At 27.4% G+C, this 13,831-nt stretch carries 15 protein-coding genes; 2 read left to right on the top strand and 13 right to left on the bottom strand.

Going from position 1 to position 13,831, the window contains the following annotated elements:
- Positions 1-3 precede the first annotated feature (3 nt).
- Positions 4-150 carry a DUF5692 family protein gene (locus ACRDDE_RS13105; RefSeq protein WP_438627941.1) on the top strand — a complete coding sequence of 49 codons (147 nt, stop codon included), beginning with the start codon at positions 4-6 and terminating at the stop codon, positions 148-150.
- A 36-nt stretch (positions 151-186) separates the two neighbouring features.
- Here ACRDDE_RS13105 and ACRDDE_RS13100 read toward each other — a convergent pair whose 3' ends face one another.
- From ACRDDE_RS13100 to ACRDDE_RS13040, 13 genes are all read right to left on the bottom strand, one after another.
- Positions 187-519: a winged helix-turn-helix transcriptional regulator gene (locus ACRDDE_RS13100; RefSeq protein WP_438627939.1), complete on the bottom strand. Its 333-nt coding sequence runs from the start codon at positions 517-519 to the stop codon at positions 187-189.
- 104 nt (positions 520-623) lie between these two features.
- Positions 624-1,127 carry a transglycosylase SLT domain-containing protein gene (locus tag ACRDDE_RS13095; protein ID WP_438627937.1) on the bottom strand — a complete coding sequence of 168 codons (504 nt, stop codon included), beginning with the start codon at positions 1,125-1,127 and terminating at the stop codon, positions 624-626.
- A gap of 10 nt (positions 1,128-1,137) precedes the next feature.
- On the bottom strand, positions 1,138-3,057 hold the full coding sequence (locus tag ACRDDE_RS13090) for an ABC transporter permease (RefSeq protein WP_438627935.1): 1,920 nt from the start codon (positions 3,055-3,057) through the stop codon (positions 1,138-1,140).
- Entirely contained in the window at positions 3,044-3,808 is a 765-nt protein-coding gene (locus ACRDDE_RS13085) for an ABC transporter ATP-binding protein (RefSeq protein WP_438627933.1), read from the bottom strand. Before ACRDDE_RS13085 ends, ACRDDE_RS13090 begins: the two co-directional genes overlap by 14 nt.
- A 140-nt stretch (positions 3,809-3,948) precedes the next feature.
- The gene (gene murJ, locus ACRDDE_RS13080; RefSeq protein WP_438627931.1) at positions 3,949-5,493 is read right to left on the bottom strand and encodes a murein biosynthesis integral membrane protein MurJ; all 1,545 of its coding nucleotides are present in this window, start codon (positions 5,491-5,493) and stop codon (positions 3,949-3,951) included.
- A 181-nt stretch (positions 5,494-5,674) separates the two neighbouring features.
- Entirely contained in the window at positions 5,675-6,343 is a 669-nt protein-coding gene (locus ACRDDE_RS13075) for a response regulator transcription factor (RefSeq protein ID WP_438627929.1), read from the bottom strand.
- Positions 6,344-6,490: 147 nt separating this feature from the next.
- Entirely contained in the window at positions 6,491-6,787 is a 297-nt protein-coding gene (locus tag ACRDDE_RS13070; protein ID WP_438627927.1) for a hypothetical protein, read from the bottom strand.
- Between the two features lie 189 nt (positions 6,788-6,976).
- Positions 6,977-7,696, bottom strand: coding sequence for a TraX family protein (locus tag ACRDDE_RS13065; RefSeq protein WP_438627925.1), 720 nt, complete (start codon positions 7,694-7,696; stop codon positions 6,977-6,979).
- A gap of 149 nt (positions 7,697-7,845) precedes the next feature.
- Complete coding sequence (locus tag ACRDDE_RS13060) at positions 7,846-8,430, bottom strand: helix-turn-helix domain-containing protein (protein ID WP_438627923.1); 585 nt, start codon at positions 8,428-8,430, stop codon at positions 7,846-7,848.
- A gap of 118 nt (positions 8,431-8,548) precedes the next feature.
- The gene (locus ACRDDE_RS13055) at positions 8,549-9,379 is read right to left on the bottom strand and encodes a 4Fe-4S binding protein (protein ID WP_438627921.1); all 831 of its coding nucleotides are present in this window, start codon (positions 9,377-9,379) and stop codon (positions 8,549-8,551) included.
- A complete protein-coding gene (locus tag ACRDDE_RS13050; RefSeq protein WP_093430353.1) occupies positions 9,372-9,509 on the bottom strand; it encodes a CD1871A family CXXC motif-containing protein in 138 nt (45 codons plus the stop codon). Before ACRDDE_RS13050 ends, ACRDDE_RS13055 begins: the two co-directional genes overlap by 8 nt.
- Positions 9,510-9,518: 9 nt before the next feature.
- Positions 9,519-10,619 carry a TlpA family protein disulfide reductase gene (locus tag ACRDDE_RS13045; protein ID WP_438627919.1) on the bottom strand — a complete coding sequence of 367 codons (1,101 nt, stop codon included), beginning with the start codon at positions 10,617-10,619 and terminating at the stop codon, positions 9,519-9,521.
- Between the two features lie 181 nt (positions 10,620-10,800).
- Positions 10,801-12,159: a peptide MFS transporter gene (locus ACRDDE_RS13040; RefSeq protein WP_438627917.1), complete on the bottom strand. Its 1,359-nt coding sequence runs from the start codon at positions 12,157-12,159 to the stop codon at positions 10,801-10,803.
- 1,185 nt (positions 12,160-13,344) lie between these two features.
- Between ACRDDE_RS13040 and ACRDDE_RS13035 the strand changes: the two genes are divergently transcribed.
- Positions 13,345-13,831 (top strand): hypothetical protein (locus ACRDDE_RS13035; protein WP_438627915.1); only part of this gene is annotated, 487 nt, incomplete at its 3' end.

The following is a 13,831-nucleotide window of genomic DNA, read 5'->3' as shown; positions in this document are numbered from 1 at the left end:
CTTATAATAAGTTCAATTGCTTTAATTGCTAATGTAGCATTATTCATTTATATGATTTATAAAGTAAGAAAAACTAAACGTAATCCATATACTTCAGAACTTTACACTGACTTACAGTGTTATGAAGAAGTAAAAGCATATGCTGAATAAATAAAAAAGCCATCTCAATAAGTTTGAGATGGTTTTTTATTTGCCACATTCAAGATTTTCATTACTCCATGTTATCATATGTTTCATTATTGGTAATAAGCTTAATCCAGATTTGCTTAAATAATAAATAGATTCAACCACTTTGCTATCAGTATTTTTTTCATTAATTATAATTCCATTTTCTATTAATACTTCTAGTTGTTGAATTAGCATTTTCTTACTGCATCCTTCTATAGATCTTTGTAGCTCTCCAAATCTTATTTTATTATCTTGAATTTTCCATATTATAGCAGGTATCCATTTTTTCCCTAAGATACTAGATAGAGCTTCAACCGGGCAATCATATATCAGATCCTCTACGTTGTACATTCTCACTCCTCCTACTTATCATAATTTTGTTTAATTTAAACTTTATTATACCTATTATACTTGTATATTTCAAAAATAAAAGCGTAGAATAATCTACGCTTTTATTAAAAACTCATCTCTGGATATAATATTTTAATTATTTTCATATTTTTTTCAATCTTAGGAACATAATATTCTTTAGCATATGCTCTTCTATCGATAGTATCATCTACTTTGTTTCTTACATTCCATTCTTGTACCATTTTACTTAATCCTTCATCTTTAAATTTAGATAAGTAATATGCACCTAACTTTAAACTGGTCTTATCATCTACTAAGTCACTAGGCTTAAAATTCTTCATATTTAATTCATTTGCTAATTTTATTGAAGTTTCATCACTAAATCTTAATATCCCGTTATTACCATTTTTTTCATAACCTTTTTCATCGAATTTTGATTCAAAGTTTCCCATAGCTGCTAAAAAATATGGATCAATATTATATTCTTTAGATATAGATTTTATTTCAGATATATCTTTTACTGGATATACAACTGTTCTAGAAACAACAGCTCCTCCTACTATTAATACTAGTAGTGATATTATTATTATAGACAATGTTTTTTTCATAATATTCCTCCTAATTTTGTTTAGTTACTATGTTGAAATAGAACTTAGAAGTAATTAAATAATATATTATATAAATTATCGAATACGGAATTAATGTCCACAGCATTACTATCGATAAATTTTGTCCAAGTATATGACAAACAACATAATTTGCCACAACACTGTGTAAACCTCCTAATACTAAAGGTAAAAAGAAGTTAAATCCAACTTGCTTATATACAGATGACTTGATATCATCTTCATCTACTCCAATTTTCTTTAGTACAGTGTATCTAGGTGCTTCATCTTGAGCTTCTGATAGTAATTTGAAGAAAATTACACTACCTGTGCAAACTAAGAATACTAATCCTACAAATACACCTATAAATACCATAACTCCTGAAGTTGTAAATTCATCTTTAAAAGTTTTGTAGTAAGAAAATACATAACTTGAAGATGGTCTTTTTTCATTTTCAGATGGATATTTTTCTGTAATTTTTAAAACTTTTTTATGGAATTCTTCTCCATCTTTTTGATTCGTTATATTGTATGAGTAATAATGTTCTAATTCATTATTTTCTTTTAAATTTTTAAATTCGTTATCTGAAACAACAATCATGTCTCCTGAACCAAATGAGTTAAATAATTTTTTCTCTAAGCTTGATTTACGATTTAAACTAACAGATTTTCCATTGTTGTTTAAATCTATATCTGATTTTTCATATTCTTTAATCATTCCAGAATCTACATGAATAAATTCTTTATCATTTATACTTCCTAATTCTTTATCTCCATTTAAATTTAATATTTCATTTAAATTTGATAAAGACATTATTTGATATGAATCTTTAAATCCATGCGAATTCTCCTTATATGAATCTAAATCTATATAACTAAGTATAAATTTATCAACTAATTTATGATCTTTTGAATCTGCTAAAGCCTTTTCAAATTCTTTTATATACTCTTTATTATCAAGCGATAAAGTGTAAGAGTATGGTGCCTGTTGTTCAACCACTTGGGAACTCATAAAGTAAATTGATATAGATACCCCTATAGCAGTTAATGTAGTAGCACTTAGTATAGCTATTACCGATAACATCTTTGCATTACTTTTTATTCTATATAGTAATTGAGATGTTGATATCATATTTAATCCTTTGTAATAATTTACTCCATTTTTTTGTTGTCTTTTAATTATAAAAAACATAAATGAGCTAAAGAATAAAAATGTACCAATAACTACCATAAACAATGTAACAAATGCTCCAAGAATTAAATCTATCCCATTTGTTGTAGAAAGATATACTCCATATCCAACTAATATAAAAACTATAGATAATATAGCTAATAACTTTGATCCTTTTTTAGCTTTTTCAGATGTGCTTGAAGCTTTAAATAATTCAATAAGCTTAAACTTGTATATTATTCTATTACTTTGATAAGCAATAACTAAAAATATTAATATGAATAATACAAATGTCTCAAAAATCCCTTTTATTGAAACAGCAAAGTTTATGCTTAAATTTAATGTTATAAGCTTTATAAGTATCCCTAACATAATTTTAGAAAATACTACTCCAGCTATTATACCAATTACAATAGCCGCTACTCCTATTATCAATGTTTCAAAGAATAATAAAAGACCTATCTCCTTGTTTTCAATTCCTAATAATGCATATAGTCCAATCTCTTTTTTCCTCTTTTTTATAAAAAAACTATTTGAGTACCATATAAATAGTACTGAAAATAATGCTATTACAATTGATGCGGCATTAAATGCTGCTGATGCTTTAGAACTTGCTGATAAAGCTGCATCTATACTTGGATTATATTGTAAGTTTTTAAATGCATAATATATTCCAACTGTGAAAACTATAGAGAAAAAGTATAAAAAATATCCTTTAAGATTTTTTTGTACATTCTTCTTAGCTATATTAAATAAGATCATTATCTCCACCACCTATCAATGATAATACATCTAAAATTTCTTTAAAAAATTCTTTTCTTGTTGCTCTTCTATTTATTTCTTTAAATATTAATCCATCTTTAATAAATAAAACTCTCTTACAATAACTAGCTGCAAATGCATCGTGTGTAACCATCATTATCGTTGCATCTTGTTCTTCATTTAACTTTGTCATTGCGTTTAAAAGGTCTGTTGATGATTTAGAATCAAGTGCTCCTGTTGGTTCATCTGCTAATATCAACGATGGGTTTGTAATTATAGCTCTTGCACAAGCCGTTCTTTGTTTTTGACCTCCTGATATTTCATAAGGATATTTATCAAGTAATGTTTCAATACCTAGTGTTTTAGAAATTGAAAATACAGTTTTGTTTATTGTCTTTTCATTTGCACGAGCAAGTGCTAAAGGTAGTGCAATATTATCTTTTACTGATAATGTATCTAGTAAGTTAAAGTCTTGGAATATAAAACCTAAGCTTTCTCTTCTAAACTTTGATATTTGTTTATTATTTAAATTTGTTATATTTTTCCCTTCAATTTTAACATCTCCACTAGTTGCAGTATCTATAGTTGAAACTATATTTAAAAGTGTACTTTTACCTGCCCCAGATGGTCCCATTACTCCTACAAACTCACCTTTGTTTATATCAAGATCTATTCCATTTAATACAGTCTGTGTATTTTTTTGTGTTCCATATGATTTCATTAAATTTCTAACTTCAAGTATTTTTGTCATGTTTATTAACCTCCTTTGATTATTACAATATTAAGTATATAATTTTTTATTATTTTCTAATATTGATTTATCTATCATTAAAATTACATATTTGTAAGCTTATCAAAAAAAGGTATTGATTTTCATCAATACCTTTTTACTTATCTTTTTATTTTGTTTTTTACAGTCTCTAAAATTAATTTTACTTCATCTACCTTTAGTAATATTATACATATACCATATGTCAATGCTCCACATCCTATAGATATAGCTAATGATATAGTTTCATATAATTTTCCAACTGGTAGCATTCCGCCTAAAAAGTTATATATAAACATTGTAACTACTGACATTAATCCAGCTGATACAATTGACTTTATTAAAACTATTAGAATTTCTTTACCACCAAATTGTCCAATTTTTTTTCTTAAACTTATAAACAACAATACTATAGTAACAATAGCAGATATACTAGTTGCAAATGCTAATCCAGCTATTCCCATATTAGTAAAGTTTACAAATAATAAATTTAATACTATATTTAAGACAATTGTTATTATAGCATTTTTCATAGGTGTTTTTGTGTCTTGTAGTGAATAAAATACTTTTCCAAGTATATCTCTAAGTCCAAAACCTATCATCCCTATAGAGTAGAACACAAGCGCTATAGCAGTCATTTGTGTAGCCCTTGTATCAAATTCACCTCTTTCAAAAAGCATTTTTACTATTGGTTCAGCAAGTATCATAGCTCCTGCTGATATAGGAATAACTAAAAGAGTTACTGTATTTACAGATGTTTTTATAGACTTATAAAATTCTTCTTTATTATTTTCTGTAGTTAATTTAGATAACATAGGATAAATAACAGATGAAATTGATACTATAAACATACCCATTACAAACTGATTTAATTTGCTAGCATAGTTTAATGCAGATATACTTCCTTCACCAAGTGTAGATGCAATAGTTCTGTCTACAATAATGCTTACTTGGTTTACTGCAACACCTATTAAAACAGGTATTACAAGCCAAAGTAATCTTCTTAAGTACTTATCATTAAAATCCACAAATAGCTTGTACTTAAATCCTTTTTTTCTTGCAAAGGGATATTGGAATAAAAACTGTAATGATAATCCTAGTAAAGCTCCCCATGGAAGTAAGTGTATATTTATTGTTGCACTTAAAATAATCGAAGCTATTACTATGATATTATTTGGTACACTCATCAATCCTGGAATTACAAAGTTATCTTTAACCTGTAAATATGCAGTCATAATGTAACTCATGCCTAAAACTGATAATCCAAGTATCATGACCCTCGTAAAGTAAACAGCTTGATCAAATACCTCTCCTTTAAATCCAACTGCAAATAATTTTACAATTTGAGGTGTAAATATTAATCCTATCACGGAAAGCCCTAAACAAATTAGTATTACTGTATTTAATACGTTATTTGTAAATTTATTTGATTCTTCTTTACCACCATTTTTTCTTATATCATGATACAAAGGAATAAACGCTGTATCTAAAGAGGTTCCTATTGCTGCAAATATAACCGCGGGTATATTCATAGCTACTAAAAATGCATCGCTTGTCCCAGAAGCTCCGTATACTGAAGCTAGTGTAAGCTCTCTTGCAAACCCTAAAATTTTCGCTATTAGTGTAGCTATCATTAATCCGACAGCTGCTTTTGCTACTTTTGACATACATACTTCTCCTTATATTTTTATTTAATCTTATTATTTTACTCTTCATATTATTATAATTGTCAAAAGTTAAAATAAAATTAACTAAAAATGAAAATTTGATTAAAAACAAAATAAAAAACAAAGCATGTAACCTAATGAAAATCAGGTTATATGTTTTGTTTTTTACATTTTAATATTATTAAGACCTCATTACGTACCCTATAGATCTTACTGTTTTTATATATTCTTCCTTGTCTTCAGTGTCCAACTTATTTCTTAAATGTCTTACATAAACATCTACAACATTTGTTTCTGTCTCATAGTTATACCCCCATACACTTTCTAGTAAGCTAAACCTAGATATAACTTTCTCTTTATTTTCCATAAGATATAATAATAGTTCATATTCCTTATTAGTTAAGTTTAATTCTTCATCACCTTTTTTTACTAATCTAGATTCTGTATTTATAGATAAATCTTTAAAATTTAAAATTTTAGAACTTGAGTTATTCTCTCTTCTAAAAACAACTTGAATTCTTGCTAATAACTCCTCAATTGCAAATGGTTTTGCTACATAGTCGTCAGCTCCCATCTGAAGTCCTGATACTTTATCCATAACACTATCTTTTGCACTCAACATAATTATAGGTGTATTTTTTTCTTTTTTTAATCTTCTGCATATCTCTATTCCATTAAGACTTGGAAGCATCAAATCTAGTAAAACTAAGTCATAATCTTTATTTATAGCTTCATCTAACCCTTGTTTTCCATCTTCTATAACTTGAGTTGTATATCCTTCAAATTCTAATTCCATTTTAACAAATGAAGATATATTTTTTTCATCCTCTATTATAAGTATCTTTTTCATATGAAATCCTTTCTGTAGATATCATTAATCTTAATAAATATTATATATTAATAAATTAAATTTTATTATATCGTTGTTAAAATATTTTTTCTAAAGGCCCATATTAATAAATATAGCCCATATAATTTTTTATATGAGCTATATTTATTAATATGGATAAGGCGGTGCAATAAATGGATAAAGTAATAATGATAATCCAACTAACGATGCAAACGGAAATCTTCTACTTCTATAACGTCTATATCTTCTAGGCATTTGTCTTGATGTCATTTCACCTTCACTATCTATAACATCCTCTCCAACTAATATAGTTACCCCATAGTCGTCTGAATCTGTTATTATTCCATCAAATTTACTTCCATCTTTTAAAGCTATAACCACATGAAAGTCTTTTAGATCTTTGCATTTTTCTTGCATTTTATTTATATTTCTAGATGTATTCATTTTTTTCATCTCCCTTCATTTACATAATATGAATTATTCTTAACCTTGTTACTTTACAAATTTTTTAATATAAAATAAGGAGCTTGTATCAATTGATATGAGCTCCTTATTTTATATTTATACTAATATATTTAATTTTAACATTTTCATCATTAAATACTATTGCTCTTAATTTTAGTAATTACAAAATTAAGATACCATAAATCTTATAATTGCTAATAACCATAAATGTAATGGGTAAAATACATAGAACATATATTTACTAAACTTATTATTTAATCCTCTTTCCCCATTATATAATAATATAACTGGTATAACTAATATGAATAAAAAGTCAGAGTTAAACATTAACATCTCATAATCAAGAGGTCCTTGTAATGTCGTATATAATAATAGTGACGATAGAAGTACATATCCTACGAACTGTTTTTTAAAACTTCCTCTAAAGCAGTATGCTATAACTATGAATGGTATTACCACATTTCCACCTTCCGTAGATACTAATCCTACTAACCCTATTATGATCCCTAAAATTATTAATCCTATTTTATTTATACCTTTTTTAGATTTACTAAGCTCAAATAAGTTTATCATAACAAATCCTACAAATAACGTAGCAAAAATATTATTTTCAACCATAGCACTAGGATTTGATGAAACTATTAAATTTATAATTGCATTTCCAATTTTCATAAACACAGCAAATACGAATAACCTCAATCCATATTTAGTTCTGCTTCTAGTATAGAAAAATCCTTCAACTAAAAAATATGCAAACATAACTGAAACACATCTGCTTAGACCATGAATATATGCTGGAAATACTTTTGGAAAAGCAAACCATAAGTGATCTAATAGCATAAGTATTAATAATAATACTTTTATTTGAAATGCATTAAATTTTTTCATAAACTTCTCCTTCTCATATAATGATAAGTTTATTATACTTAATACGTTTTAATTTGAATTGACACCATACTTACATTAACATTACATATTTGAAAGAATAAATAAAAAACTCATACCTTATTTGATATGAGCTTCTCTAGTTTATAGTTTTAAACTATTTGATAATATAATCCGTCATTTGTGCAGTAAAAATATAATCTCCCATGTCCTTGTTTACGGAATCTAAATTGCATATTCCATTCAGGGTATTGCTTTACGATAAGTGCTCTATCACCTCTTACGTATGCTACAAATGAAATATAATGTTCCTTATTCATCTCATGTTCAGAAGTTACGAATAATTCATCTTCAACAGGTTCTATATTAAGTGAATGGTCATCATCTGATTTTTTAACTTCTAATGGTTCTATTTTTTTCCCACAACATGATATACTAGCATCGCCTGTAGCAGTCATTAAATTATTACATTGTGGACATACATAAAATTTTAATTTGTTCATATTTCCTCCTACGAATTCGTTTAAATTTATTTTCCCTGATAAAATTCCATCAACACTGGTTCCTAATATTTGTGCTAACTCTGGTAATAATGAAATATCTGGGCATCCTTGCCCTCGTTCCCATTTACTTATCGTTTTATCACTTATATTCATTTCATCAGCAATTTGTTTTTGCGTCATATTTTTTTCTTTTCTTAACTGATAAATTAAATTACCAATTTTTTTACAATCCATCGGCCCCACCTCTTAATAATAATTTAAACTACTTAAAGATTTAATTCAATAAACGAATCGTAGAGTAAAACAAAAGACATACCTGATAATTCAAGTATGCCTCAATTTATTTTAAATATTATAGTTTAAATCCTTTTTTTATAGCATTAGTTGGACATGACTTAACACATTCTCCACATCTTACGCAATCTATACTATTTGGCTTTTTATAAATTTCTATTTCCATATGACATTTTTTAGTACATGCATTACATCCTACGCACTTATCTTTATCAATACTGTATTTATAAAAACTAAATTTATTAAAAATTGAATAAAATGCTCCTAATGGGCAAAGGTATCTACAAAACGGTCTATATACAAATATAGATAATATAATGATTGCTATAAGTATAAATAATTTCCAAGCATATAAAAATCCTATAGTGCTTCTTAAAGATTCATTTAATAGTACTAGGGGTATACCTCCCTCTAAAGTACCTGCTGGACATATAAATTCACAGAAATACGGTTTTGATAATCCAAATTCATTAGTTACAAACATAGGTAAAATTATTACAAATACCAATAATATTACATATTTAAGGTATTTTAAAGCCCCATCTAGTGTTTTATTCACTTTAACTTTTTTTACCTTAACTTTGTATAATAAATCTTGGATAAATCCAAATGGGCATAACCACCCACATATAAATCTTCCAAATACAACACCGAATAAAGTCATTAACCCTACTATATAATAGGAAAAATTGTACTTTATACTTCCTAAAACAGCTTGTAATGATCCTATAGGGCATGAACCTAATGCTCCAGGACATGAGTAGCAATTAAGTCCTGGAACACACAATTTCTTAGTATCTCCTTGATATATCCCTTTTTCAATGAATCCTTTTAAATTAGCATTTGTGAGTAAAGTGGCTATTAATTGAGTTATATTCCTTTTATCCAATTCCAATACACTCCAAGCATATGTTAACAGCTTTCTTTAATACTACTTTAACCTCACCTCTACTAGACCCTACTGCAATAAAGCAAATACTCATAGCTAACACTATATATCTTGTTAATTTCTCTTTCATATAATATTCCTATTTAGTAGATTTTAAAACTTCATCTATTTTTGCATTATATTCAGCTTTACTTGCTGTTCCTACTAAAGCTGTGCTTACTATTTTCCCGTCTTTATCTACAAATATTGTAGTTGGAGTGCCTTTAACATTTTTAAGTATCCACTCATGTAAATCTTTATCTGGTATTACATTATCAAATTTAACACCTTTTTTATCTAATATTGATTTGGCTAATGCCTCATTATCTTCATCTGGCGTATCTGCTACAACTCCAATAACATTAACTCCTTTAGATTTAACTTCTTTAGATAATTCTTGTAATTCTGGCATTTCATCTATGCATGGCATACATGATGTACCCCATATATTTATCATTGTAAGTTTATTCTCTTTAAATATAGAACTATCTATATTTTTCCCTTGTATAGTTTTTGATTTAAAAGATATAGTTCCATTTATACTCTCTTCACTTGCTTTTTCATCTTTAGCATTAGGCTTTATTTTAGATGGATCAATTGGTTTTATACTACTTTTAAACTCATTTATAGATTTTTCAATATTTTTAACTTCAGATTTTGAAGCATCTGATAAGTTACTATCATCTATTTTTTCGTTATATACAAAATAGTACACATAGTTATTTAGTTCTCCAACTTTATCTTTTTTACTATAATTCGAATACTCATCACTTTTTAATACTTTCTCAGCATCTTTTTTATTTAATCTTAATATAGAACCTATATTTTTCATTTTTTCCATATATAAATTCATTAATTTTTCTTCATCTGCTTTGTCTTTTTTCCCGTTGTTAGCTACTTTCTTTTCATCCATTTGCTTAGATAGTTCAGCAATTTCTTTTGCATCATCAGGACATATGAAACTAAATGACATTTCATTTTCGCCTGCTAGCACACCTTCAACACCAATTTTTTCCCAAGAAGTAGGTAATTTAAACTTAACGCCTAAATCTTGTATTACTGTTTCATCAGAACGCTCTTGATTACTACTTTGTGTTTGTGCTGACTTATTTTTATCAGAAGTTTTGCTTCCTAGATTGCTGCATCCCCCTAATGCTAACGCCGCTATTAAAAAACCTGTCATTAGAAATCTTCTTTTCATTTTATCTCTCCTCGTTTTTATTATTTACACTATACATATTAAATGATTAACTTTAACTGTAATTAAACTCAATCTTAAATAAACCTTAAAAAATAAATTTTTAACACCTTTATTAAAATTAATAGTTTCTAAGCATAAAAAAACATCGGATGCTTTTTAGCATCCGATGTTTTTATTTATATTAATCTTCTACAAGTTTACTTAATTTTTTATCAAAGCTCCATAGTACTATTCCACATACAATTACTACAACTCCTACCATAGCATATGCAGGTGCAAATGAGAATTTTGATAAGAATTCATATAAATAACCATGTGCTTTAGCAGCTATAAATACTGCAAATGGCCATATACCCATCATTAATCCTAGCACTTTAGCCGGTGAGAATTTACTTATAAATGAGTTTCCAAGTGGAGAGAATACCATTTCACCAAGAGTCATTAATATTCCAAACATAACTATCCATATTAAACTCGCTTGGCCATCGCCTCTTACTACTTCTGCTAATGCCATTACTGCAAATGATAATCCTAGTAATATCATACCTAATGCAGTTTTCTTGAACATACTTAAATCCCCTTTAGGAGATCTTGCACGTTTATTCCAAACCATCGCTAGTATTGGTCCTAGAATTATACAAGAAAGAGCATTTAATGAGTCAAACCAAGCTGATGGTACTCTAAATGTTCCTATCATCCAATTAGCTTTATTAGCATCAGCAAAATCTGGTCCCCAATGATATAATATTGGTAGAGTTGCTAAGTAATAAACTAACCAAAATGCTATAGAGAATACTGTAACAAATACAATTGCACTTACTCTTAATTTGTCTTTTTTAGTTAAAGGCTCTTCAGAAGATCTTTGTGCTACTGATTCAGATGTAGCATTAGTTTCATTTACCTTAAATGGTTTTTTACCAACATCTCCAAATGAAGCTTTTCCTCCAATTATAAACCATATTGTATCTAAGAATAGAAGTAATCCACATATTAAGAATGTTCCTCCAAATCCTACTGCAGAATAAGCTATAAAAGATACAAATGTAGTCCCTATAAATGACCCTATATTAACAAAAGAATATTGAACAGAAAATGCACCATCAAGGTCTTCTTTATTTTCAAATAGTCTACCATTTATACCTGATAGATTTCCTTTGAATAATCCTGTACCTATTGATACAAGTATTATCATTGCCCATACAAGTGCAATTGATGTTTGAGCAGATGCTTGCCATCCACACATATATCCAAGTCCCATAAGTATTGTTCCAATAGGTACACATAATCTTGGACTTAACCATTTATCTGCTACAAATCCTCCAAGTATAGGAGTTACATAAGTAAATGCTACTAAATTGGCAATCATTTTAGCCCCGTCCGATGCACTTAATCCAAGTCCGCCTTTTGCAACTGCTGCAACTATGAATATTCCGATTAACCATTTAGAAGAATAAAATGCCATACGTTCTAATGTATATGAGAACGAACAAACATAAAACCCAAAAGGATATTTCTTTTTATTTTTTACTGCGCTTTCCATATTCCCCTCCAAAATATTTAATATAATATTTTCTTGTATATGACTAATTTCATTACATACCCCTACATAATGAAACTTTAATTATTGCATATACAAATTACTAGTATCTATAAAAGATAACTAGATACCCCTTTAAAACTTTGTTGGATATACATATCCAACTATCAACGTTATAATTTCATCGTTTTTTAATACCCATCAGTGTCAATTAAGTATAAATATTCTGAATATAATAAATAAATGTAATGATTCCATTTTGACTTAAACACTGATTTTAAAACTATAAACTTAATAATATTTTGATTTTACAATACTCTTGAATTATTGTTTGATACACTTAGATGTTATATGCTAATTTTAAATGTTTGAAAACTAATTTTATTTAGTCTGTTAAGATTATGTCTGAATTGATAAACTTAATTAGAAATTTTTAGATGTCTATATAGCTGGATTTAAATAATATGTACGATTAACTTTTAGCTATATATTTTTTAATTTAGTCATTTTATGAAATAGTCTTTTACTACTCTAGTTGAAATTTTAGTACTTTTATCTGTTAAGTATTTATGCGTGTACTATATCGTTTTTGCAAAAATAAAAGTGATGATTATAATCACATCCAATTTTAACAATTTTCCAACAATTTACATTGTACCCTCCCTTAAACTATTTACCCCCTTATGAGAAATTTATCAAAAAAACTTTTTACTGTCAATATAAATATTCTTTATATTAAAAACTAATTTTCAAATATAGCTTTTTAATATAATTTTTTTAATCTAATGTCCAATTTATAATTAATTAATATCATCATTATAGTTTGTTTATTAAATTGGGACACTTATTTCTTTTCTAATAAACTAATTTTACACTACTTCTAAATAAATAATTTCACATGAAACATCACTTCCTCATTTATTTAAAATTATTGTGAGAAAATATAAATATATTATTAATTATCTCACAATAAACTTATTCGAAAACTAACTGTTATATGTACACAATAAAAAAATTTAACATGCTTTTATGTAACTTTTCTATAAGTTGAAATCACTTATAGAAAATCCTCCATTTTTTTACATTAAATCTTTAATTTGAGTGTCAAATTTTGCAAAATTCTATATACATATTATATGGGTAGATAAAAACTACCTACACTAAAAAACACATATAGGAGAGAAATATATGCGCAAACCAATAATTGAGAATAGATCTATGCCAAAGTCTTGTTGTAAAAACAATAAGGATCAAATGAGTTCTCTTAGAGATTTAATAAAAATGCTTGAAGAAACTCAATGTAAAAGAAAAAATAGTTGCCATTTTGATGACGACGATGATTATATAAATCCAAGAACAAATCTAGATATAAACACTAGCTTAGATAATGATTCTAAATCTTGTTCTTGTGCTGATTCTGACTCAGATTCTTGTTCTACTGCTGATGCTAATGCAGATTCTTGCTCTACTTCTGACTCAGATGCTACTGCTGATGCCGATGCTACTTCTGATTCTACTTCTGACTCAGATGCTACTGCTGATGCCGATGCTACTTCTGATTCTACTTCTGACTCAGATGCTACTGCTGATGCCGACTCTACTTCTGATTCTACTTCTGACTCAGATGCTACTGCTGATGCCGACTCTACTTCTGATTCTACTTCTGACTCAGATG

The sequence above is a fragment of the Paraclostridium sp. genome (assembly GCF_051656405.1).
In the GTDB taxonomy this organism is placed as follows: domain Bacteria; phylum Bacillota; class Clostridia; order Peptostreptococcales; family Peptostreptococcaceae; genus Paraclostridium.
Note: the sequence above shows the minus strand (reverse complement) of the source record. Positions and strands in the feature narration are given on the sequence as shown.